This window comes from Cognatundibacterium rivi, assembly GCF_018139565.1.
GTDB classification, from domain to species: domain Bacteria; phylum Pseudomonadota; class Gammaproteobacteria; order Burkholderiales; family Burkholderiaceae_D; genus Undibacterium; species Undibacterium rivi.
In genome coordinates this window covers 298,219-321,942 of sequence record NZ_JAGSPK010000001.1, presented here as the reverse complement: position 1 = coordinate 321,942, position 23,724 = coordinate 298,219, and the positions used below count along the sequence as shown (strand labels likewise).

At 49.7% G+C, this 23,724-nt stretch carries 24 protein-coding genes; 17 read left to right on the top strand and 7 right to left on the bottom strand.

Annotation, left to right across the window (positions count from 1 at the left end):
• Nucleotides 1-255 precede the first annotated feature (255 nt).
• Nucleotides 256-870 (bottom strand): OmpW/AlkL family protein, encoded by a 615-nt coding sequence (locus KDM87_RS01410; RefSeq protein ID WP_212677443.1) that lies wholly within the window; start codon nucleotides 868-870, stop codon nucleotides 256-258.
• Between the two features lie 182 nt (nucleotides 871-1,052).
• Between KDM87_RS01410 and ettA the strand changes: the two genes are divergently transcribed.
• From ettA to KDM87_RS01380, 6 genes are all read left to right on the top strand, one after another.
• Nucleotides 1,053-2,720, top strand: coding sequence for an energy-dependent translational throttle protein EttA (gene ettA, locus KDM87_RS01405; RefSeq protein WP_212677442.1), 1,668 nt, complete (start codon nucleotides 1,053-1,055; stop codon nucleotides 2,718-2,720).
• Nucleotides 2,721-2,788: 68 nt separating this feature from the next.
• On the top strand, nucleotides 2,789-3,220 hold the full coding sequence (locus tag KDM87_RS01400; RefSeq protein WP_212677441.1) for a flagellar basal body-associated FliL family protein: 432 nt from the start codon (nucleotides 2,789-2,791) through the stop codon (nucleotides 3,218-3,220).
• Nucleotides 3,221-3,339: 119 nt separating this feature from the next.
• On the top strand, nucleotides 3,340-3,921 hold the full coding sequence (locus KDM87_RS01395; RefSeq protein ID WP_212677440.1) for an IMPACT family protein: 582 nt from the start codon (nucleotides 3,340-3,342) through the stop codon (nucleotides 3,919-3,921).
• Nucleotides 3,922-4,062: 141 nt separating this feature from the next.
• Nucleotides 4,063-4,365, top strand: a complete 303-nt coding sequence (locus KDM87_RS01390) for a DUF2288 domain-containing protein (protein WP_212677439.1) — start codon at nucleotides 4,063-4,065, stop codon at nucleotides 4,363-4,365.
• A gap of 155 nt (nucleotides 4,366-4,520) precedes the next feature.
• On the top strand, nucleotides 4,521-5,111 hold the full coding sequence (locus KDM87_RS01385; RefSeq protein ID WP_212677438.1) for a hypothetical protein: 591 nt from the start codon (nucleotides 4,521-4,523) through the stop codon (nucleotides 5,109-5,111).
• A gap of 128 nt (nucleotides 5,112-5,239) precedes the next feature.
• Nucleotides 5,240-6,517: a tetratricopeptide repeat protein gene (locus KDM87_RS01380; RefSeq protein ID WP_212677437.1), complete on the top strand. Its 1,278-nt coding sequence runs from the start codon at nucleotides 5,240-5,242 to the stop codon at nucleotides 6,515-6,517.
• Nucleotides 6,518-6,716: 199 nt separating this feature from the next.
• On the opposite strand, the gene KDM87_RS01375 is transcribed toward KDM87_RS01380, so the two are convergent.
• Genes KDM87_RS01375 through KDM87_RS01365 form a run of 3 tightly spaced genes read right to left on the bottom strand, consistent with a single transcriptional unit; the run spans nucleotide 6,717 to nucleotide 9,421 of the window.
• A complete protein-coding gene (locus KDM87_RS01375) occupies nucleotides 6,717-8,300 on the bottom strand; it encodes an ammonium transporter (RefSeq protein ID WP_329604877.1) in 1,584 nt (527 codons plus the stop codon).
• A gap of 21 nt (nucleotides 8,301-8,321) precedes the next feature.
• Nucleotides 8,322-8,660 (bottom strand): P-II family nitrogen regulator, encoded by a 339-nt coding sequence (locus tag KDM87_RS01370; RefSeq protein ID WP_186883931.1) that lies wholly within the window; start codon nucleotides 8,658-8,660, stop codon nucleotides 8,322-8,324.
• Between the two features lie 14 nt (nucleotides 8,661-8,674).
• Complete coding sequence (locus tag KDM87_RS01365; protein WP_212677436.1) at nucleotides 8,675-9,421, bottom strand: TorF family putative porin; 747 nt, start codon at nucleotides 9,419-9,421, stop codon at nucleotides 8,675-8,677.
• A gap of 434 nt (nucleotides 9,422-9,855) precedes the next feature.
• Here KDM87_RS01365 and KDM87_RS01360 point away from each other — a divergent pair, with 434 nt between their 5' ends.
• The 5 genes from KDM87_RS01360 to KDM87_RS01340 all read left to right on the top strand — a co-directional run bounded on the left by KDM87_RS01360 (nucleotide 9,856) and on the right by KDM87_RS01340 (nucleotide 15,395).
• Complete coding sequence (locus KDM87_RS01360; protein WP_212677911.1) at nucleotides 9,856-10,095, top strand: accessory factor UbiK family protein; 240 nt, start codon at nucleotides 9,856-9,858, stop codon at nucleotides 10,093-10,095.
• A gap of 15 nt (nucleotides 10,096-10,110) precedes the next feature.
• Nucleotides 10,111-11,634: a YifB family Mg chelatase-like AAA ATPase gene (locus KDM87_RS01355; RefSeq protein ID WP_212677435.1), complete on the top strand. Its 1,524-nt coding sequence runs from the start codon at nucleotides 10,111-10,113 to the stop codon at nucleotides 11,632-11,634.
• A 71-nt stretch (nucleotides 11,635-11,705) separates the two neighbouring features.
• Nucleotides 11,706-12,395 (top strand): DUF2076 domain-containing protein, encoded by a 690-nt coding sequence (locus tag KDM87_RS01350; protein ID WP_212677434.1) that lies wholly within the window; start codon nucleotides 11,706-11,708, stop codon nucleotides 12,393-12,395.
• Nucleotides 12,396-12,518: 123 nt separating this feature from the next.
• A complete protein-coding gene (locus tag KDM87_RS01345) occupies nucleotides 12,519-14,111 on the top strand; it encodes a DUF1800 domain-containing protein (protein WP_212677433.1) in 1,593 nt (530 codons plus the stop codon).
• Between the two features lie 69 nt (nucleotides 14,112-14,180).
• On the top strand, nucleotides 14,181-15,395 hold the full coding sequence (locus KDM87_RS01340; RefSeq protein WP_212677432.1) for a DUF1501 domain-containing protein: 1,215 nt from the start codon (nucleotides 14,181-14,183) through the stop codon (nucleotides 15,393-15,395).
• Here the strand turns inward: KDM87_RS01340 and KDM87_RS01335 are convergent.
• Nucleotides 15,367-17,559, bottom strand: a complete 2,193-nt coding sequence (locus KDM87_RS01335) for an ATP-binding protein (RefSeq protein WP_212677431.1) — start codon at nucleotides 17,557-17,559, stop codon at nucleotides 15,367-15,369. The two genes, KDM87_RS01340 and KDM87_RS01335, sit on opposite strands and share 29 nt — an antisense overlap.
• Nucleotides 17,560-17,736: 177 nt before the next feature.
• Between KDM87_RS01335 and KDM87_RS01330 the strand changes: the two genes are divergently transcribed.
• Both KDM87_RS01330 and KDM87_RS01325 read left to right on the top strand, forming a co-directional pair.
• Nucleotides 17,737-19,275 (top strand): M20 family peptidase, encoded by a 1,539-nt coding sequence (locus KDM87_RS01330; RefSeq protein WP_212677430.1) that lies wholly within the window; start codon nucleotides 17,737-17,739, stop codon nucleotides 19,273-19,275.
• Nucleotides 19,276-19,433: 158 nt separating this feature from the next.
• Entirely contained in the window at nucleotides 19,434-19,694 is a 261-nt protein-coding gene (locus KDM87_RS01325) for a DUF1161 domain-containing protein (protein ID WP_212677429.1), read from the top strand.
• A gap of 18 nt (nucleotides 19,695-19,712) precedes the next feature.
• On the opposite strand, the gene KDM87_RS01320 is transcribed toward KDM87_RS01325, so the two are convergent.
• Nucleotides 19,713-20,216: a GNAT family N-acetyltransferase gene (locus tag KDM87_RS01320; RefSeq protein ID WP_212677428.1), complete on the bottom strand. Its 504-nt coding sequence runs from the start codon at nucleotides 20,214-20,216 to the stop codon at nucleotides 19,713-19,715.
• Nucleotides 20,217-20,227: 11 nt separating this feature from the next.
• Nucleotides 20,228-20,596 carry a hypothetical protein gene (locus tag KDM87_RS01315; protein WP_212677427.1) on the bottom strand — a complete coding sequence of 123 codons (369 nt, stop codon included), beginning with the start codon at nucleotides 20,594-20,596 and terminating at the stop codon, nucleotides 20,228-20,230.
• 238 nt (nucleotides 20,597-20,834) lie between these two features.
• Between KDM87_RS01315 and KDM87_RS01310 the strand changes: the two genes are divergently transcribed.
• The 4 genes from KDM87_RS01310 (at nucleotide 20,835) to KDM87_RS01295 (ending at nucleotide 23,722) form a co-directional block, all read left to right on the top strand.
• Nucleotides 20,835-21,782, top strand: coding sequence for a DMT family transporter (locus KDM87_RS01310; protein ID WP_212677426.1), 948 nt, complete (start codon nucleotides 20,835-20,837; stop codon nucleotides 21,780-21,782).
• Nucleotides 21,783-21,825: 43 nt separating this feature from the next.
• Complete coding sequence (locus KDM87_RS01305) at nucleotides 21,826-22,323, top strand: hypothetical protein (RefSeq protein ID WP_212677425.1); 498 nt, start codon at nucleotides 21,826-21,828, stop codon at nucleotides 22,321-22,323.
• A 163-nt stretch (nucleotides 22,324-22,486) separates the two neighbouring features.
• Nucleotides 22,487-22,831 carry a DUF1840 domain-containing protein gene (locus KDM87_RS01300; RefSeq protein ID WP_212677424.1) on the top strand — a complete coding sequence of 115 codons (345 nt, stop codon included), beginning with the start codon at nucleotides 22,487-22,489 and terminating at the stop codon, nucleotides 22,829-22,831.
• Nucleotides 22,832-22,834: 3 nt separating this feature from the next.
• Nucleotides 22,835-23,722 carry an alpha/beta hydrolase gene (locus tag KDM87_RS01295; protein ID WP_212677423.1) on the top strand — a complete coding sequence of 296 codons (888 nt, stop codon included), beginning with the start codon at nucleotides 22,835-22,837 and terminating at the stop codon, nucleotides 23,720-23,722.
• The last annotated feature ends 2 nt before the right edge of the window (nucleotides 23,723-23,724 follow it).

Here is a 23,724-nt window from a genome sequence, read left to right as displayed (position 1 = left end):
CAAAAGCCGCATGAAATCAAAGCTGATCAAGCGCGCTGATTATAGGCCGGCTTGATTTTTCGCGTATGCGGGCACCACGACCCATGCGGAGTCCGTGCATCAATATCGATAGATCTGTCGGCACCACGTCCAGTCTACGAGCAGCTTGTCCGCGAACCAGCAATGCACACACCCCACTGATGCTGAGAAAAAATTTCAGCAAATAAAAAAGCCGGTCAACCGACCGGCTTTTTTACAAGAACAACTTGCTGTTGCTTAGAAGCGATAGCCTACGCCTACGCCTACCAGCCATGGATCAACCTTCACATTACTGATTTTTGCACCACCCGCAGTAACGTCGCTACGAATCTGTACTTTTTTCACATCCAGATTCAAAGACCAGTTTTTATCCAGTTTGAAATCAACACCAGCTTGAATCGCGAAGCCAAAGCTGTTGCTGTCCAGATCAGCAGTACCTTTTAACAGATTCACATCTGAAATACGTGTGTAGTTCACACCAGCACCCAGATATGGGCTTACTTGTGCGTCAGGAGCGAAGTGGTATTGCGCTGTCAGTGTTGGTGGCAGATGTTTGAATGTACCGATGTTAGTACCATTCAATGTCACATCATGTTTTTGTGGGTAAGTCAGGATCAGCTCTGCAGACCAGTTTGGTGTAACGAAATAAGTGATATCAACTTCAGCAATAGTTTTGTTGCTGACGTGGATAGCATCTGCTGCAACTCCCAAAGCAGCGATAGCATCAGATTTATTATCTGGGCTGATGTTCACTGCGCGGGCACGTACTTGCCATGGGCTTTGTTGAGCCATAGCTTGAGTTGCTGTTAAACCCATTGCAGCTAAAGAGAGAGCGATAACGATCTTTTTCATTTTGTTTTCCTCGGTTGTCTAAGTTGATGGATGAAGTGTAGTTCTGCGATAGGCCTCGCAATTTGCGCTAAATCAAATTTGATGCGAGGCACAAATTTATGTGAAATTTGGCAAAATACGTTTGTCTCGGCGCGCATGAGGTATCCTTGCGGGCATTGTCTACATTTAACAACAAAGAAATAATGGCTAATTACGTTTACACCATGAATCGTGTCGGAAAAATCGTTCCGCCGAAACGTCAAATCCTGAAAGATATTTCACTTTCCTTCTTCCCGGGCGCCAAAATTGGTGTGCTTGGTCTGAATGGTTCAGGTAAATCCTCGCTGCTGAAAATCATGGCGGGGATTGATAAAGACATTCAGGGCGAAGCCGTACCGATGCCGAACCTGAACATCGGTTATTTGCCACAGGAACCGCAACTCGATCCTGAGCAAACCGTACGTGAGGCAGTCGAATCTGCACTCGGCGAGGTATTTGAAGCAAAAGCAAAACTGGAAGAAGTGTATGCGGCTTACGCTGAAGAAAATGCCGATTTCGATGCTTTAGCGGAAGAACAGGCGCGTCTGGAAGCCATCATCTCGGCATCCGCCGGTGACAATGTTGAGTTGCAACTGGAAATGGCCGCTGACGCACTGCGTTTACCACCGTGGGAAGCCAAAATCGGCGTGCTGTCAGGTGGTGAAAAACGCCGCGTTGCTTTATGTCGTTTACTGTTGTCAAAACCCGACATGTTGCTGCTCGACGAACCAACCAACCATCTGGATGCAGAATCTGTTGACTGGCTGGAACAATTCCTGTTGCGCTTCCCCGGCACCGTCGTAGCGATCACGCATGACCGCTACTTCCTTGATAACGCTGCGGAATGGATATTGGAACTGGATCGTGGTGCCGGTATTCCTTGGAAAGGCAATTACTCTTCCTGGCTAGACCAGAAACAAGCCCGCCTGAAACAGGAAGAAGCGACCGAATCAGCACGTCAGAAAGCACTGCAAAAAGAGCTGGAATGGTCACGCCAGAATCCGAAAGCGCGTCAGGCCAAAAGCAAGGCGCGTTTGGCACGTTTCAATGAAATGAGCGAACACGAATACCAGAAGCGCAACGAGACTCAGGAGATTTTCATCCCGGTCGCGGAACGCCTCGGTAACGAAGTCATCGAATTTAAAAATGTCAGCAAGGCCTTCGGCGATCGCCTGCTGATCGACAACCTGAGCTTCAGAATCCCACCCGGCGCCATCGTCGGTATCATCGGCCCTAACGGCGCCGGTAAATCGACGCTGTTTAAAATGATCAAAGGGCTGGAACAACCAGACAGCGGCGAAGTGGTACTCGGTCAGACTGCTAAAATCTCGCTGGTCGATCAGTCGCGTGAAGATTTGGGCAATACCAAAACCGTGTTTGAGGATGTCGCCAATGGCGCTGACATTCTGACCGTTGGCCGCTTTGAAATGCCATCGCGCGCGTATCTGGGTCGTTTTAACTTCAAAGGTGGTGATCAGCAAAAAATCGTCGGTAATTTGTCCGGTGGTGAGCGTGGTCGTCTGCATCTGGCCAAAACCCTGCTGCAAGGCGGCAATGTTCTGCTGCTGGATGAACCATCAAATGATTTGGACGTGGAAACCCTGCGCGCGCTGGAAGACGCTTTACTGGAATTCGCTGGCAGCGTCATGGTGATCTCGCATGACCGCTGGTTCCTCGATCGTATTGCGACGCATATTCTGGCGTTTGAAGGTAACTCGCAAGTCACGTTCTTCGACGGCAACTATCAGGAATATGAAGCCGACAAGAAAAAACGTCTGGGTGAAGAAGGTGCCAAACCTAAGCGCATTCGCTACAAACCACTGACGGTGTAACAGCACCAGAGGACAGCAGACACCGAATTGCTGTCCTCTTATAAAAACAAGATTTCCGGAATTTCATTATGGCCAATAACAGACGCTCCATTTTTTTATCAAAAGCGATTTTCACCAGCATTTTTTGTATTTTCACGCTGTTATCCGGCCATGCGATCGCCAATTCCGGCGGCAAAGAAGCCAGTGCGTCTGCCGGTGCAGCAACCGCCGCGCTGGAACCTATCATCGTCAATCTATCTAGCTTTGACCGTTATCTGCAAATCGGCATTACTCTGCAATTAGCGAAACCTGAAATCGCTGACAAAGTTAAATTGATGATGCCGGTCGTACGTCATTCATTGATCATGTTACTCAGCGGAAAAGAATCGACACAGATTCAGACCGCCGAAGGTAAAAATGAGCTGATCGATGAAATCAAGGAAAGAATTAATCGTGTACTCGACGTCAAAGAACACGATGGCGTGACAGATATTTTCTTTGTTAATTTTGTGATTCAATAAACGAAAGCAGCTGGTCTTTGCTGCGCTTCTGCGCATAGTAAGCACTGACAAAAACTGCTGTCGTTTTCTGCTGACAGTTCCAGTATTCAGTTTCTGTCTTCATTTTCTTCGTCAATTCCATGTATCAACTGGCAGCACCCGCTTTCGCGGAGATAGAAATAAAAAAAAGCCGCTTTCTGGGTCAGTTGTATCCACTGCACACCCGTGTTGAAGCGCGCGCCCGTCTGGCGGATATCCGCGCGCAGCATCCGGGTGCCGTGCATGTCTGCTGGGCGCTGGTTTGTACAGGCGACTCAGGTCTGGATGACGATGGCGAACCATCGGGTACCGCCGCCAAACCGATGTACAACGTATTGGTACACAAAGATGTCACCAACGTGCTTGCGGTGGTTGTCCGTTACTGGGGCGGTACCAAATTAGGTGCCGGGGGATTGACGCGCGCCTATGGACAGGCAATTTCCGATGCATTTAAAACTGCGCAACTGATCGCCGTCGAAACGATGGCAGACATCATGTTCAGTATTGCATTTGCAGATGAATCTCAGGTGCGGCGCTTGATTGAAAAATATCAGGCGCAAGTGCTTGAGGTCAGCTACACCGAATCCACACAAATGCAGCTCAGCATGAAAGAAAAACAGATCACCTCGTTTATCGATGAGCTGACCGAAATGCTGAAAGGCCAGGTTCATATCATCTCCTGATGCGGTGTTTCAAACGATGGTGCCGACACAGCGACAGTTTAGGTATCATGACACCCGAGCTGATGCCATACTTTTGAACCATACTTCTGAAGCACATTTCTGAATCGCATTTCTAAATATTTTTTACCGTTTTCCATTCTTATGTCTTCTGCTACCGACCCTCTGCGTACAAAAATCAATCAGGAAACAGCGCTTTTTCCCTGGAGCGAACTCCTTAAACATTTTGCCTCCGGTAACGTGCTTGCCATTGCACCGGATCTCGATTTAGTCGAAGTTGCGCTGCACATGGCAAACGATAATGCATCCGAAATTCAGTCGCTCCTGAGTACAGGCCGCTTGTATAAAGTCAGCGATGAGCAAGCCAAAGTCTGGCTGGAAAATGAATTGGAATTATGGACGGTCGTAGTCAAGCCCTGGATACTGGTGCAACACCGCACATCTTAAAAATGGGGGAGTATCACCCATCAACATAGAATTCTCTTTATATTAATTGACCTTCAGAGGCAACTTCACAGATACTCCCCCCGGTATATAAGACTATTGAACTTTTATTAAAAGCGGCTGGTCTGAGTGCCATGTTCAATGCAACAGGAAATGCCATGCAATTTCAGCTGCACAAACCCCTGACCTTCACCCGCCGCGCAGTCGCGTTGGTGCTGATGTTATTGGTACATGGTGTCTTGTGGCTCGGCTGGCAACATCAGCACTGGATAAGAGGTCGCACCGAAGCAAACGAAATGCGTTATCTGCAATTGATTGACCTACAAACACCGCGCATTCCCGAAGTAAGTTCAGCGCCGCCAGAAAAAAATCTGCCGACAGCACCGAAACGCATCAATCCCATACCGCTCAATAAAACGCCTGAAAAGGCCAATGCGATCACGCTGAATCCTGCCGCAGAGAGTAACGCAAGCGTCAGCACGCCAGCCGTCACCAGCGCCGAAGAACCGCGCCTGAATCTGGACGATTTGAAACGATCCGCATTAGCGATCGACAAACAGCGCCAAGCCGGAACCATAGAAAAAATCCAGCAAAGTCATCGACGTGACGAGGGTTTTGAACAGAAGCTGGCCGACGGCACCAAAAAAGCCGAACGTAAAGACTGCCTGAAAGCCTATTCAGGCGTGGGTTTGCTGGCGATTATTCCGCTCGCCGTCAGCACTGTCGTCGATACCGGCTGCAAGTGGTGAGCACGATCGCAGGCTCAGTTATAATTCGCTGTTCGCCCCATCCACAGCCAGACAAAATGAATGGCTGAGAGTGATGCTAAGTAATAACCGTGTCCATGCGGTCATGTTCATTTTTTACCGGATATTTCATGAAAAAAATCTCTTTTCTGTTCGCTGCGATGATGTTTGCAGCACTCGGCACAGGCATTGCCCCAGTCACCGCTGGCGTAGCGCATGCAGATGAAGCGGCCGACAAAGCTGCGGAACTGGCCAAAAAGTCTGTTGTTCGTAAAGAAATGGTGAAACCATTAACTGAAGTCCAGGAATTGCTTGAGAAAAAGCAGTACAAAGAAGCGCAGGATAAAGTGAATGAACTGAATGCCTTTGAGAACAAAACTGCCTATGAAACCTTTGCTCTGCATCGCCTGAATGCGGTCATTGCTTCCGGTACCAACAATACCGATCAGTTGGCGACAGCATTTGAGGGAATGGTCAGTTCAGAATTTCTGAAAGATGCTGAAAAACTGCGTCTGATCGAGGGCCTTGCCGGTACGTATTACAACGAAAAAAAATATGATCAGGCCATCCTGTGGGCAAAACGTTATCTCGAAAAAGATAACAGCAATGCGCAGGTCAAAAATATGGTGGCCCGCGGCTACTATCTGAAAAATGATTTCAACAGCGCAATCAAGCAACTGAACGTCATGCTGGCCGAAGATGAAAGTGCAAAGCGTATTCCATCGGAAGAAAATCTGCGTCTGCTGGCCAGTAGCTACCAGCAACTGAAAGATACCGCTGGTTACGCGGCAGTATTAGAGCGCGTGGTTCAGCACTATCCGACCCGAGAATACTGGGGTGATCTGATTTACCGTACTGAACACAAACCAGGTTTCTCTGATCGCCTGCGTCTTGACTTGTACCGCCTGCTGTTAGTCACAAAAAATATCGATGATGCCGGACAATACGTAGAAATGGCCGAGCTGGCCTTGCTCGCAGGTTTGCCAGCAGAAGCAAAAACGACGATAGACGCTGGCTACGCTTCTGGTTTGCTGGGCACAGGAAAAGAAGCTGCGAAACATAAGCAATTGCGTGATCGCGTGTACAAGCAAGCGGCAGAAGATATTAAAACGTTGGATGCCGGTGAGACTTCTGCTAAAAATGCCAAAACAGGCACAGGCCTGGTGAACATCGGTTACAACTACGTGATCAATGCACAGGCAGAAAAAGGCATTGCACTGATGGAGCAAGGCATTGCCAAGGGTGGTCTGAAATCGATGGAAGAAGCAAAACTTCACCTCGGTATGGCTTACCTGCAATCAGGCAATCGCGATAAAGCGCTGGAAGTGTTCAAATCCATTCAGGGTACAGATGGCGCTGCTGATCTTGCCCGCCTGTGGACTTACGTTCGTCCTGCTGAAGCAAAATAAAAAGCAGACTTCATTCGAATCAAAAACACCGGCACATTTGCCGGTGTTTTTTTTTGCAGCGTGACACCATCGTTTTTCATCTTTTACAAACAAAAAAAAGCGGTCTGGCTGTGTGGCCAAACCGCTTGTAAATCAGTCGCATGCGCTCTGTTTCATGCACTGAGGATACTAGCTTTACTACAACAATTTCATTCCTGCATTAAGAGTGGTAGGCAGACTCACCATGGCTGGTGATATCGAGACCTTCACGTTCTTCATCTTCAGGGACACGCAAACCAACCACCAGATCAACCAGTTTGTACGCGATTACGGAAACCACTGCCGACCACAGAATGGTGACGCCGACCGCTGTTGCCTGTGTCGTCACCTGATCGATAATGGAATAAGGATCGGCAGACATTTTGTTAGCAACGTAATCAAAAATACCCTGACCGCCTAAGGATGGCGAAGCAAATACGCCTGTCAGCAAAGCACCGAGAATACCGCCGACGCCGTGCACACCGAAGACATCCAGAGAATCATCCGCACCGATCAGACGTTTCAGACCATTCACGCCCCACAAGCAGACAATACCTGCCAGCAAACCAATGATTAACGCACCCATCGGTCCAACGAAGCCACATGCTGGTGTAATCGCAACCAGACCAGCAACCGCACCAGATGCGCCGCCCAGCATGGATGGCTTACCTTTAGACATCCATTCACCAAAGACCCAGGATACTGTCGCTGCTGCAGTTGCCAGCAAAGTATTGATGAATGCCAGCGCTGCGATATCGCCTGCTTCCAATGCTGAACCAGCATTGAAACCAAACCAGCCCACCCACAACAAAGACGCACCTATCATGGTCATCGTCAGAGAATGCGGCGCCATCGATTCTTTGCCGTAACCAACACGTTTACCGATCAGGAAAGCACCAACCAGACCAGCAACTGCGGCATTAATGTGTACCACTGTACCGCCAGCAAAATCCAACGCACCTTTCTGGAACAGGAAACCCGCTTTGGCTGTTTCTGTTGCCAGCGTTGCTGCGTCTTTAATCGCATCAGGACCAGTCCAGAACCAGACCATGTGGGCGACTGGCAGATAGCTGAACGTGAACCACAGCACGACGAACAACAAGACCGCTGTAAATTTCGCACGTTCAGCAAATGCACCGATGATCAGCGCACAAGTGATTGCGGCAAAAGTTGCCTGGAACGCGACATACACAAACTCAGGAATCACAACGCCTTTGCTGAATGTTGCGGCAGTGGAGAAGGTCGCCTTAGCAGGATCCCAGATCCCTTTCAGGAACAGACGGTCGAACGAGCCGATAAACTTACCACCTTCGGTAAAGGTCAGCGAATAACCATAGATGCACCATAAAACGATGATCACGGCAAAAATCATGAAAACCTGCACCAATATCGATAACATGTTTTTAGAACGAACCAGACCACCATAGAACAATGCCAGACCTGGCAACGTCATCAGAATCACCAACAAGGTAGCAACCAGCATCCATGCAGTGTCGCCTTTATTTGGCACGGGTGCTGCTGCCACCGGTGCAGCATCTGCCGTAGAAGCGGCCGCTGCGGCTGGAGCTACCGTTGGTGCAGTTGGTGCCGCCGCCGAAGCAGCCGCAGCCTCCGTCACGGCTGGTGCCGAGGCACTGGTGGCGACTGCAGATGCGGCAATGGCATCTGCTTTGGCTGGAGCATCGTCAGCCCACGCCGTCGCTGTCATCCCTATGGAGGCGAGAAATGCTCCCGCAACCAGCATGCTCTTCAGTACTTTTTTCATATGAACTCCCTAGTGTGCGGATCAGAGTGCGTCGTTGCCGGTTTCACCGGTACGAATACGCACAACCTGTTGCAAGTCATAGACGAAAATCTTGCCGTCACCGATTTTTCCGGTACGTGCAGCGCTTTCAATCGCTTCAATTGCACGATCCACAATCGCATCGTCCACGGCTGCTTCAATTTTTGTTTTTGGCAAAAAATCGACGACATACTCGGCACCGCGATACAACTCGGTATGCCCTTTCTGACGACCGAAACCTTTCACCTCAGTCACAGTAATTCCTTGCACACCCATTTCTGATAAAGCTTCACGGACTTCGTCGAGCTTAAACGGTTTAATAATGGCAGTAATCAGTTTCATGTTGTTCTCTCATTTCAGAAAGTTTTTACGGCGGTCAACAACAAGGTGGTCTTGCCGGTAAATTTGCCCGCTGGTGTGACATACAGTTTTTTGTCTGCATTAGTACCGACTGCGGCCAGACTGAAGTTCACACCAAAGAATTCTTTTGTCACGCCGACTTTCCAGTCGTTATACGAAGACGCCGAATTGTTTTTAATCATCTGGCGGCCGACATGCAAATTCAGCGTGTACGCATCCGGTAACTCAATGTTTGCCCCCAGATCCAGGTAGCCGCTGTTTTTGCTATTCACAAAGCCGAACAAATTTGTCACGGAGTGAGAATACTTCGCGTACACAGGACCAGTACCGATCTGACCATAGATTTCAGTCGTGTTCGCATCAACAAAACCCGGAATCTTATCCAAACCATTGGACAGATACACATAGGTCAGGACACCGGCGTCATAGCTGATATCTTTGGTGATCTCGCCTTTTTTACCGGCGTAAATATCCCACTCAACATCACCGCTACCACCGGCATCTTTTACCCATTTAATGGTCGATAACCACGTACCGGCGTAAAAACCGCTAGGATTGTGAGTGTAGTCAGCGCCACCTTGTAATGCTGGATCCAGGCGTGTCTGCGCGATCCCACGATAACGATATTCACTGGCAACGCCAACGTTAAAACTCAATTCATTGTCTGGTTTTGGCTCATCTGCGTAAGCGAAACTACTTAACAATGTTGCGGTCACTGCAGCGGCGAGTACTGATTTTTTCATTATGCTTCCCCTTGTTTATATATAGTAAACATCGATTTGTATAAGAAACTGGACTGAACTCACTTCATCAACCACCGGTACGCAAAGCCAGAAGATCGTTCGTGGCCTTGCAGGAAATGAACTTCGAAAAGTTACGAACGCTTCACTATTAGCAGAAGTCGTGCCAACTGTACTTTTTCACATACAGCCTGTCTGTAATGCAGTCAAAGAGGTATAACAATCAGGTATAGGAATACAATCAAATGAATACGCTGGTGGGCACATCCGCAGCTTTACGCTATGATTTCCGTTTAATAGCGAAGTGGTAAATAAAATACTGGCGCTCCATCTCGCACCGTTTTGACGCGGGATATGCAATGTGTTTTATGGCTGCACTTTTTTCGCACTAGTAATGTGCAATCGCAAACTCACTCACAAATACAGGCAGGGATATGATGGATAAGCAAAATTTCTTCAGTGATGTACAGGCAAAAATCAGTCAGGCGCTGGAAAACTCTCCAGCCAAAGACATAGAAAAAAACGTCAAAGCCATCATGACTCAGGGTTTCTCTAAACTGGATCTGGTCACCCGGGAAGAATTTGATATACAGGCACAAGTACTGGCCAAGACACGCACTAAGCTCGAAGCGCTGGAAGCACGTGTCGCGGCTTTAGAAGCACAGATAACGGAATAACAGGGCGCTCCGGATATGTCGCTGGCGGTACTTAAAAGTCGCGCACTCAATGGGATGGATGCTCCACAAGTGACGGTGGAAGTCCATCTGGCGAATGGGTTGCCCGCTTTTACTATCGTTGGTCTCCCGGAAACTGAAGTAAAAGAGTCCAAGGACCGCGTCAGAGCAGCATTACAAAATGCCCGTTTTGAATTTCCAGCGAAAAGAATCACGGTCAATCTGGCGCCGGCAGATTTGCCCAAAGAATCCGGCCGTTTCGATTTGCCTATCGCCTTAGGCATACTGGCAGCATCCGGACAGATACCCGCAGACGCACTCGCACAATACGAATTCGCTGGCGAATTATCATTGTCGGGTGAATTACGCCCCATCCGTGGTGCACTGGCGATGACCTTCGCGATCTGCAAAAGCACAGCTGACGGACACACAGAACCCGCATTTATTTTACCCAGAGCCAACGCCGATGAAGCTGCTTTGGTAACGGATGCGGCGATTTATCCGGCCGACTCCCTGCTTCAGGTTTGTGCGCACTTCGCCGCCGTTGACGAAGAAAACAAGCTGCAGAGGCATCGTCCACAGGCCGCAATGCAACGTCGCACCTACCCTGATTTTTCCGAAGTCAAAGGCCAGTTGCAAGCAAAACGTGCACTTGAGGTTGCCGCTGCCGGGAATCATTCGGTACTGATGGTCGGCCCACCCGGGACAGGAAAATCGATGCTGGCTGCCCGTTTCCCGGGAATACTGCCATCCATGACCGATCAGGAAGCACTGGAATCAGCAGCAGTACAATCCCTGACGTCGGGTTTCTCTATCGATAAATGGAAATCGCGCCCTTTTCGTGCACCACACCACACAGCCTCCGCCGTTGCACTGGTTGGTGGCGGTGGTACGCCACGTCCGGGCGAAATTTCACTGGCTCATCAGGGTGTTTTATTTCTTGATGAACTGCCAGAGTTCGATCGACGGGTTCTGGAAGTATTACGTGAACCACTGGAATCCGGGCACATCACTATTTCCCGCGCTGCCCGGCAAGCAGACTTTCCGGCCCGCTTTCAGCTCATCGCCGCCATGAATCCATGCCCGTGCGGCTACTTCGGCCACAGTAATGGCAAATGCCGTTGCACGCCGGATATTATCGCTCGTTATCAGGATAAAATTTCCGGCCCTTTGCTGGACCGTATCGATTTACAGATTCAGGTAGCGGCACTACCGCACGAGGATCTGTTGAAACAAGCAAGCGGAGAATCCAGCACAGTCGTGGCGCAGCGGGTAGAAGCCGCATTTGAACGCCAGCAACGGCGGCAAGGCAAGGTCAATAATTTACTTTCCACCACAGAAATTGATACCTACTGCCGCCCGGATGGGAATGCAGATCAGTTGCTGAAAAATGCCATGAGCAAATTTAACTGGTCGGCCCGCGCCTATCACCGTGTGCTGAAAGTCGCGCGTACGATTGCCGATCTGGCTGGTGCAGATCACATCAGTTCAGCCCATGTTGCGGAAGCAATACAGTACCGGCGCGCACTGCGCGAGCATTAAGAGAGACCTGCATTGAAAAAAGCCGTGGCATGACCAGATAGTATGCCTAGCGCTTATTTCAGGAGAAAAATATGTCACCACAAGAAATGCAGGTTTTACAGAATTTTCTCGCCCAACTGGTTCAGGTTCAAGGCGTTGCCAAAGACCCACAAGCCGCCAGCGTGATCAGCGAGGCAGTCAGCAAGCAACCGGATGCAAGCTACTTATTAGTACAACGGGCATTATTGCTAGAACAGGCACTGGCAAATGCAAACAGCCAGATTGCCAGCCTGCAGGCAGATTTGCATGAGCAACAGGCACTCAATGCTGCACAAAATCGGACGACACCAACACAATTCCTCGATCCTGCCGCAAGTAACTGGGGCAACAGCGCCAGCAGTCGTCCGTTAAATATTCCATCTAGTACCAGCACCTCAGTCACTGGCGCCCCGTTAGCAGCCTATCCGGCAATGGCAGCCGTGCCAGTCAGCCAGCCAACTGCCGTTGCGACAGCGCCAGCAAGCAGTTTTTTCGGTAATACGGGTGGCAGCATGCTTGGAACCGTTGCCGCAACAGCCGCCAGTGTGGCTGCCGGCGCCTTTTTGTTTCAGGGCATCAGCCATCTGATGAACGGCAATTCGCATCAGGCAATGACAGATAACGCCTCAGCGACCAATCTTACCCATGCTGACGGCGGGCTGCTCCCCGGCTATTTTGAGCAGGATCAGGCCGACAGCTCGCCACTGGAAAGTCTGTCAGACGAGAGCGGCGATATCATCTGATCTGTTACTTTTTCTGAGGTAACGCTCACACTCGGTTGCATTTCGTCACTTACAGGTCATCCAATCACCGGACAATACGTTGTATGCTGATGGTCATCAATAGTGCCCGGAGAAGTGACTTCCATGTTGAGCGACTCACCTTTGCAGCGTCTGCTGGCTTTAAGCCCGGTTTTCATCCTTATTTTTACCATGTCAGGATGCACGACGTCACCCGCGCCAAACCGGGTGACGGATGCAGGACCATCCAGATTTCTTCCCCCCAGCAGCAATACTTTTGCAAAAGCGAACGTCCAGCCAGAGCTGCTGCTCAATCGGCTGACCTGGGGTAGCAACTTCTCTGCTTATCAACAATTGCAAGCGGTTGGCATGGACAAATTCCTTGATCAGCAGCTGCGCGGACGGGCCAGCGTCGTGCCACCAACCGTACAGGCACAAATCGGTGCGATGACGATTTCACAGCAACCTGTAGAAAATATCGTCAGGGAACTGGAACACAAACGCATCGTCGCCGACCAGCAAAAAGGCACTGACGACAGCCTGCGGAAAGAGTATCAGCAAGAGCTAAACCGTCTGGCCAAAGAAGCGGCAACACGCTCGCTCTTGCGCGATATCTATTCGCCGAATCAGTTGCAGGAACAAATGACCTGGTTTTGGATGAATCATTTCAATATTCATGCAGGCAAACATAATCTGAGGGCCATGGTCGGTGATTTTGAGGAGCATGCGATACGTCCGCATGCCTTAGGTAATTTCCGCGAATTGCTCAAAGCCACCGTATATCACCCAGCGATGCTGCGCTATCTTGATAACGAACATAATGCGAATGGTCGCATTAACGAAAACTATGCCCGTGAATTAATGGAATTGCACACGATGGGCGTCAATAGTGGCTATACCCAGAAAGATGTACAAGAACTGGCGCGGGTTCTTACTGGCGTCGGTATCAATCTGGGTACAGACACACCTCGAATGAAGACTGAATTAAGTAAATTTTATCTGCGCAAAGGTTTGTTTGAATTCAATCCGCAGCGACACGACTTTGGCAACAAGCAGATATTAGGTAACAACATCAAAGGGCGCGGTATCAATGAGGTTGAGGAGACACTGACACTGCTGAGCCGGCAACCAGCGACGGCGCGCTTTATCAGCCGGAAACTGGCAACGTATTTTGTCTCTGACACGCCATCAGAAACGCTGATACAAGCGATGGCCAACAGCTTTCTGCAAAGCGATGGTGATATTCCAGTCACCTTGCGCACAATGTTTGACTCACAGGAATTTATTGCTTCTTTAGGACACAAGCTCAAAGATCCCGTGCACTACGCGGTTTCCTCTTTGCGGCTTGCGTACGACGGGAGTTGCATTGTCAACGCAGCTCCGATTATCAGTTGGCTCAACATGATGGGTCAGCCACTCAACGGCCGGCAGACGCCGGACGGATACGCCATGACAGAAAGTGCCTGGGCGAGCCCGGGACAAATGACTGTTCGCTTTGATGTTGCCCGCAATATCGCCTATGGCACACCTGCACTCTTCAAAACAGATCAGCAGGTTTCAGCAGAAAAACCGCGTACGCCGGCCATTGCAAGTTCGTTGTATGTCAAAAACTGGGTACAGACATTCAGCACGGACACACAACAGACATTGCAGCAGGCAGCTACACCCGGAGAGTGGAGTACCTTATTTCTCGCCTCGCCGGAAATGATGCGCCGATAGCAATTACAAACGGGTACCGCCATCGATAACTGACCGAATGATGAACAAACACACCGGATGAAAATCAATATGAACCGTCGCCAATTATTGCAGTGCCTGGCCAGTATGGCTGCGTTGCCGGGTGTTACTTACAGTAGTCAGCTACTTGCGGCACCGGCCACGCAAAACCGTCTGTTGCTGGTATTTTTACGCGGCGCTTACGATGCCAGCAATTTTCTGGTGCCGACGGCCAGCGATTTTTATTATGAATCCCGTCCGACTATTGCGATCAGGCGTCCCGGCAACGAACCCGGCAGTGCTATCGCATTGAATGCCGATTGGGGCTTACATCCCGCATTGCGCGACACGCTCTACCCTATGTATCAGAATAAGGAAATCGCCTTTATTCCTTTTGCCGGTATTGACGATCTATCGCGCAGTCATTTTGAAACGCAGGACAGCATAGAACTCGGGCAAGCGCTCAATACCACCCGGAATTTTCATTCAGGCTTTTTAAACCGTCTGGCAGCCGTCATCAATGGCGGGAAAAACGACGGAAAATCGGCACCAGCTATGGCGTTCACCGACCAACTGCCACTTATTCTGCAAGGCAATGTACAAGTCGGAAACACCGCGTTAAAAAGCATTGCAAAATCCGGTCTGAACGAACATCAGAATCAATTGATAGAACAAATGTATCGCAAGACTGCACTGGCGCAGCAAGTCAATGAAGGCTTTGCTGTTCGCCAGGAAGTGGTGAAAGAAATGCAGGAAGAAATGAACGCCGCCAACCGCAATGCGATCAGCACCAAAGGATTTGAGCTGGAAGCGCAGCGCATTGCCAGAATGATGCGGGAAAAATATGCACTCGGATTCATTGATGTCGGTGGCTGGGATACGCACGTGAATCAGGGCGCTGAAACAGGCGTGCTGGCAAATAAGTTCGAGGAACTCGGACGCGGTCTGCTCGCCTACAAAAATGCCATGGGCGACCAGTGGCGTAACACGACTGTTGTTGTAATCAGTGAATTCGGACGTACATTCCGTGAAAATGGAAAACGTGGCACTGACCACGGGCATGGCAGCGTCTATTGGGTACTCGGTGGAGGCATACGCGGTGGTCAGATTTACGGCGAACAGGTAGCACTGACACCCGGCCAATTATTTCAAAATCGCGACTATCCGGTATTGAATGAATATCGTGCCGTACTTGGCGGACTGTTCAGTCGTATATATGGACTCAATCCCCGGCAACTCGACACCGTTTTCAACGGAGTCAAAGGACAGGACTTAGGTTTGATATAAGCGATTGCGACGCCGCCACAATCGGTAAATCAATGTAAAAATGCGCGCCGCCGCCCTGCTCAGGGAGCAAGTTATAAAAACCGATTTCACCGTGCATTTGCTGAATAATCACCTTGGAAATTGCCAATCCCAGACCGGTTCCGCCTTTGGCTCTCGTATCAGACGAATCAGCCTGAGAAAATTTCTTAAAGATCCTGTCTCTGAAGTTTTCTGGTACACCGCCGCCCTGGTCAGTGACCAAAACACGTACCGTACATGCGCTGACAACTAAAGCAATGACACGCACAACACCACCCTCCGGTGAATACTTGCAGGCATTAGAAATCAGATTGGCGAGTACCTGCTGGAAACGTCCCTGATCAACATTAATTTCAATGGGCCGTATCTTTGGCAAATCCACATCAATTTCTAAACGGATACCGAGTCCCTCTGCAATGCTTTGATTTTGTTGCACAGCAAGTTCGAGCAAGCTGAGTAAATTCAGGCGTTCAAATGCGAAATCCATTTTCCCCGCCTCAATTTTTTGGATGTCCAGTAAATCATTGATCAGGCGCGTCAGGCTTTCACTGTTTTTATGTGCCATCAAAATTAAAGGCTGCAATTTTTCCGGTATTCCTCCTGCCGCCCCTCCGACGAGTAAGCCAAGAGCGCCGCGAATTGCGGTCAAAGGCGTGCGTAATTCATGGCTGACCGTAGAAATGAATTCATTCTTCATCCGGTCTATTTTGCGACGTTCAGAGATATCCCGCACGATGGTGATCAGCTTACGTTTTCCTGCCAGACTATATTCACTGATCGACAATTCCGCCGGAAACAAGCTGCCATCTCTGCGTAAGCGTTCCGTTTCTATACGCAAACGCCTTGTTTGCTGAAAATCGTCGTTATTGATCGCGATTTCCAGCATATCGAGCTTGCCATCAGGCGAGAACAAATGATTTGCCTTGCCCACTACTTCCTCTGATGAGTAGCCATAGATAGCAACAGCAGCAGGGTTAATCGCTTCGACAATGCCGGCATCATCCGTCATCACAATACCATCAGCAGCATTCTGGAAAATCGCCTGCAAACGATCGGATGATTCCTTTAGTGCTTTTTGCTGTTCCGTCAGATTTTGCAACAGTCTGGTCTGGTTTCGGTTAATGACATCAGCCTCACGTTTCAGCTCCGTCATCACCTGCATATCACTTTCTTTTTGTATGAATAACTGTATCAATACGCGAAATGCAGCGATCACGGCAGCAATGGCAGCAACGGCCACTATTGCAACCGCCAGGCTGATCGCATGCCAGTCAGATAAATACAGATTTTCATCCACAGAAAAATAAACAATCAATGGATATTTCTCGAGATATTGGATAGCCGTTATGCTGGACTTACCGTATTCAAAAGCGGAAGTATCGGGGGTGATCACAAGCGATTTTTTATCATCTGCATCGATACTGCGATGATGAATGCTGGCAGCAGCATGCTTCGTTCCCATGACCGCGTCAGTGTCCGGCCAGCGGGCGAGGTAAGTAAAATCGTCTCTCAGCAGTGAAATGGAGACATGGCCATCAACGTTCAGTTTTTCATAAAATTTGGTGTAAAACTTCGGTGAGATGCCGATGATGGCAACGCCAATAAACTCGCCGTCACTGCCAGTCAGACGATGGCTGAGAAAAAATATCCAGTCGCCGGTTGTTTTGCTGCGCACAGGATTACTGAGATAAATTCCCTGCGTAGGATGATCGCGCTGCACCTGAAAATAGTCGCGATCAGCAAGGTTATAGGCGGGTGACGGGAAATTCCTGGAGGTACTGATGACATTCCCATCTACGTCGAGAATAGATATGACCTCGATTGCCGGAAACAGGGCGACCTTTTCTTTCAGAAACTGATGGAAATCGTAGGTACCAAGTTTGGATGACAGGTATTCTGCGCTGATACTCCAACGGTCTTGTATGCGTTCAGCGATATTACCCAGGGCAGTGTAAGCAAAATCCATCTGCTGACTGGTGTTTTCTGCCAGCACAACGCTGAAGGTTTCCGTCTGCTTTTCCCACTTATGTATTTCTTGCAAACGCAGCGTCCAGACAAATACCCCGGCCGCAAGCACAATTGCCACCACCAGACTGATTGCAAATGTTTTAGCAATACGACTGGTGTGTAGTCCCGTTTGTATCATGTTGGAAATCAGTCTTAATCAAAAATCGAATCTCAGCCCGGGTAAATTCAGGGTCGTCATGCTCGCATCAAAACAAAAACGTTCATCCATCCTTTGCGTAACTCACCTGGAATCTGAAATTTGTGAAATGATAGGCTGTCTAAATTGGCAATTTATCCTATTCAATGAGAAAGTACCATGATCAAGCGGATTTTTTTATTCCTCATCATTGTCTTGCTGGGAGTCGTTCTGGTCATTGGAGCAAATACGCTGCGTCAGTCTTCCAGACAAATACCTGTACAACCAGCAGCCATCATCAAGCTTGACGAGCAGGCCGCCGCTCAACGCCTGGCAAGCGCCTTGCGTCTGCCAACGATAGCAAGTGCCGACAAAATGCAAACGCAATCAGCAGCGTTTAACGCGTTACACGCCTTACTGGAAAAGTCCTTTCCTTTGGTTCACTCAAAATTACAACGCGAAAATGTCGCAGAACATAGTCTGCTGTATCGTTGGCAAGGTACGGATGCAAATGCCAGGCCGATCTTGCTGATGGCGCATCAGGATGTCGTACCGGTGGCACCCGGCACTGAGCACTTGTGGCAAGAACCGCCATTTGCCGGCGTAGTAAAAGATGGCTACATCTGGGGACGTGGTGCGTGGGACGATAAAGGCAATTTGTTTGCCATCATGGAAGCGATAGAAACGGCGCTGGGCGCTGGCTTTCAGCCCCGTCAGACAATTTATCTGGCCTTTGGTCATGATGAAGAAGTCGGCGGCCTGCACGGTGCAAAAGCGATTGCCGCGTTACTGGAAAACCGCAATATCCGCTTCGAATTCATACTGGATGAAGGAATGCTGGTCACTGAAGGCATCTTAAAAGGTCTGGATCAGTCTGCCGCATTGATAGGCGTTGCCGAAAAAGGTTATGCCAGCATGCAGTTGAGCCTGGATACAACGCCGGGTCATTCGTCTATGCCGCCACAAAAAACAGCGATAGGGATGATGAGCAACGCGCTGAGCAAACTCGAACAACATCAGTTGCCCGCTAATATCCGCGGTGTTGCGCTCGATATGTTTGAAACCATCGCGCCTGAAATGCACGGCCTGAACCGCATCTTGTTATCGAATTTGTGGTTATTCGCACCGCTGGTACAACATGAACTTGAAAAAAGCGCCAGCACGAACGCAACGCTGAGAACAACTACCGCACTGACGATGGTACATGCGGGGAATAAAGATAATGTCCTGCCCGGACAAATTCAGGCAACCGTGAATTTCCGTACATTACCGGGCGATACGCAGGCCAGCGTGATGGAACACATCAAAACCACGATTGGCAATGATGCGATCCGAATCAACTCTCTCAACGGTAACTCTGAACCATCCAGAGTGTCACCAGTGGACTCTGACGCATACCGGATGCTGCACAAGACCATACGTGAAGTTTTCGCCAATACCATCGTTGCGCCAGGCTTAATGCTGGGCGCAACCGACTCAAGACATTTTGAAAAACTGAGTCCGAATATATTTAAATTTTCACCGGTCAGGGCAACTAGTGAGGATTTACCACGTTTTCATGGAACAAATGAACGCATCTCTGTTAAAAACTATCTGGAAATGGTACGGTTTTATCACCAGCTTTTAACCAGAACTCATTTCAGCAATAGGGATGAGTGCGAGCAAGGTGATTCGGGATGTAGTGCAAGGCGTGACGTGCAGCCAAGGCTGGCGCCTTAGCAAGCGGCGCAACATAGCAATGCGCCTGAATCGCCCGCTCCCGGAGGGTTTGCCTCATAACGCGTGCCGGACTGCGTTATGAAGCAAACGTATCTCACCCCTATTGATGAAATGAGTTCTTATAACAGCAAATCATCCATGGAAAAGGAGAAGACAAAATGAGGAATCCTATTTTTACTAAAAGTCTGGTATCAGGCTTACTGCTATGCAGCGCATCGAGCTGGGCGGCAGTCACGCCATGCGAAGCGATCATGGACAAAATCAATGCCAAGTTAGAAGGCAAAGGGGTCAGTGATTACTCTCTCAAAGTCGTACCAAAAGACACAGAAACCAAGTTGCGCGTCGTCGGGGTCTGTGAAGGTGGCAGCAAAAAAATCATTTACCAAAAACAGAAAACCAAGAAAAAAACTGAAGAATAAACCGTCTCTTCTATTCGTCTATAACTGTTTCATACAGTAATAAGCCGGGCCAGAGTACGTCATCAGTGCCGATGTCTGCTCTGGCGATAACGCCGTCACTTCAACAAATCCCTGCTTTTGCCAGAACGATTTCGTACTTTGTACTGAGACCAGATGCAGTGTCGTCCAACCGGTACTGCGCGCGTATGCTTGCGCATGTTCGACCAACTGCACGCCAACACCACGTCCATGCATCGCCGTACCAACGGCAAGATCATGCAGATACAGACTATCGGCATCCCTTGCCGGATCAAAATCACTGCCCAGAGATGAAATCTTCCCAAGGCTTGAGGGATAAGCCATCAGATACGCGCAGACGCCCACTTCAGCATCCTCTGCAACCCAACAGGTAACAGGCGCCGCTCTCAGTCGTGCACGAAAAATACTCTCCGCCTCGACCATCGCGCTCACATAGGCCTGCGTCTGCACCTCGAATACCGCAGCGATATCCTGCTCACGCATCAAACGAATTTGTAACGACATACGGCGCCAAGCTATTTTTTTGATTTGGCAGACGCGGATTCCGAAGCAGATGCAGATGCCGACTCCGAGGCACTCGCATCATCTTTCACTGGCGGCGCGTTTGACGCAATTTCTGGTTTGACGTTATCTATCTTGTTTTCACGCATATAGTCATTCATCTCTTTCCATCCGGCGTACACAGATGATCGCGCAGCATCAGGATTGAGCGCATAACAGTCTTCAATCGCGCGACCGGCATGACGACAGGCACTGCCGGTCGCACGCGCATCAGATTCCTTTTGTGCCGCTTCTTTCGCCGGGTCAGCAATACCAAGACGTTCGCATGCACTCAACAAAAATAAAGGAAACAAAGCCAACAGGACAGAATGACGAAGCGACATCGCAGCACCAATGAAGAAAGAGAAAATCGTAAGCTTCGTCAGCAACAGACGAAGCAGTTTTACCGTTTCCTATGATACCCCACTGTCATCACAAAACCATAGAGATGTATCCGACGGTAAAAGCATGCACTTTGTTGTGTTTGTGCCGATATGTCCTGTAACAATATCAAACCCACTATGATGTCAGCTTGAGTAAATAAGCGGGATATTTGATGAGTGTGTTGACGAGTGTGGCAAGATGATAGGCGGCGTCCTCGCTGCGCTGGGTGCAGGTTTATTATGGGGTCTGGTCTTTATTACCCCTTTGTTATTGCCGGATTATCCCGGCGTGGTGCTGTCATTTGGCCGCTACCTGGCATTTGGGCTGATTGCTCTTATTCCTGCATGGTTTGACCGCCGCCGTATTCTTAGCCTCAGCAAAACTGACTGGCACAGCGCACTGAAACTGGCGGCAGTCGGCAATATCATTTATTACGCCGCGCTGGCCAGTGCGATTCAGCTTGCCGATGCGCCGCTGCCAACCATGTTGATCGGCACCTTGCCGGTGATGATCGCGGTCTTTGCAAACTGGTCGCCGCATCATCCGTCTGAATCCATCGCGTGGAAAAAACTCGTGCTGCCACTATTGCTGATTTTTTGCGGCATCATGCTGGTCAACAGCGAAGAATTACGTCATCTTGATGGGCGACGCTCCATCAGCGATTACTTGAAAGGGGCTGGCCTGGCGTTGATTGCAGTCGCTGCATGGACCTGGTATCCAATCATGAACAGCCGCTATTTGAAAAATAACCCGCAGATTCAATCCGGCACCTGGGCAACCGCACAGGGATTAGCAACCTTGCCGCTCGCCTTGTGTGGTTTTCTGCTCTACGGTCTGGTGCAGACGATGCGGCCAACGCCCGTCTATGATTTCCCATTCGGCAGCAACCCGGGTAAATTTATCGTCGGTATGCTGATACTGGGATTACTGGCATCCTGGCTGGGTACACTGCTATGGAATCGCGCGAGTCAGAAATTAGCCACCAGCCTCAGTGGACAGTTGATTGTGTTTGAAACTCTGGCGGCGCTGTTGTATGCATTCATACTGCGCCAGACTGTTCCTGCTCCGCAGATACTCCTGGGAGTATTATTACTTTGCCTTGGTGTCGCCTTTGCTTTACGCGGATTCCAGAGTAAGCAGGAGTGATACTCCCCTATTTCTACCTATTTCGACGATCTGTTGGTGAACCATGTTGACTAAAAAAATTCTGAGCACTGCCGCGATACTGATGCTGCTGGCATGCAGTCCGCAGTTTGACTGGCGCGAAGTCAGGGGCAGCGATGCTCCATTTCGGGTACTAATGCCGGCAAAGCCGGCCAGTTTTAGCCGGGACATGCAACTCACCGGGCTGACGCTGAACATGCAGATGACCGCCGCCGATGCCGCAGGCGTTAATTTCGCAGTCGGCAGCGTCAAACTGGATGACCCCGGCAAAGCAGGCATCGTTGCAGAAGCGATGAAAGATGGGATGCTGAAAAACATACATGGGCAGATCACACAAGCGGCCAGCAGCCCCGACGGTATCGTTGAAATGCAGGGAAAATTACCCGATGGCGGTGTGGTCACAATGGCTGCCCGTTTCATCATCCGCGGATCAAGGGTATATCAGGTGATTGCGATCGGTCCGGCAAAAAAACTGACACAGGACATCATCGATACTTACATGAGCTCATTCAAAACCGACTAAACCACAAATCACAAAAATACGGCAATTGCGATTATGATAGCTTCAACCATATTTACTATCCTCTGCCATTGTTTCCCGGCATAGTTTTCCGCAGCAACAGCAAACCATACGTGAACGCCGTGTCTGATACCATCTCTCTGACACTCCAAAAAAGGAGACCCTCATGCTGATCACATTCAAATCAAAAGCAGCCGCAGAAATCGTCATGTACAAAGAACATGCACGACGTATTCTGGATCTGCTGCACAAGGATGTAGAACAAGGCATCATCACGACCGCTGAATTACCGGCAGCTATCGCCAGCATCGAAGCGGCCATTGCCGAGAGCAAAATCCACTCTGTTTCTACTGAAGTCGCACACGATGTCAACATGCATCACAATGCAACCGACGACGAAAATGAACATGAAAAACCGGTAACGGTGTCATTCGCCACACGGGCATTTCCTGTGCTGGAGATGCTGCAGGCTGCACAAAAAATGCAAAAAGACGTGGTGTGGGGTGTCTGATTCATGACGGCTCATATCGAAAATACCAGGGAATTTGATTTATCGATGCAGGATGGCGCCCGCCTGTTCGTGCGTGACTGGCCGCTCACCACCAGCGGAGGTTCATTACCGCAAGGTGTGCTGCTCATGCACGGATTAGGCGAACACTGTGGCCGTTATGCGCACATTGCCCGGTTTTTTAATGCCCTCGGTTTTGCGGTCCGCACTTATGACCACCGTGGTCATGGCAAATCCTCTGGCAATGCCGGAGATGTCCCTGACGACGACGCCATACTGAGAGATGCGCAAACTATCATTCAGGATTTCAGTCAGCAACTGGCGGCACCACCTATTTTGCTGGGACACAGCATGGGTGGCTTATTCGCCGCCCGTTTTGTTGCCGGAAATCTGGCACCGGTCAGGGCACTGATACTGTCATCCCCGGCTCTGGCAATTCGTATGTCCGGTTTTGAGCAACAACTGGCCAAAGTGGCGTTAGCCCTGTTTCCTGGGACAGGGCTGCCGAATGGCCTGAAAACCCGTTATCTGTCACATGATGCCGAAGTGGTTCAGGCGTATCAGAATGATGCGCTGGTACACCCAAAAATCAGCGCTCGTCTGCTGCGCAGCATGCAGGCAGCCATGGCGTTTACCCATCAGCACGTCCGGGATATTGTGGTTCCTGTGCTGCTGCTGGTCGCTGAAGAAGATCATCTGGTTGATCCCGATGGCAGCCGTCGCTTTGAAGAAGCGCTATCCCCAGCGCTAATGACAGCACATTATTACGACGGTTTTTATCACGAAATTTTTAATGAGCTTGATGCGACACCGGTCTTTGACGATCTGCGTACATGGCTGGAGCAACAACATCTGACGCAGCTCACAGCAATGTCCCATACAACAGAAACCTGAGC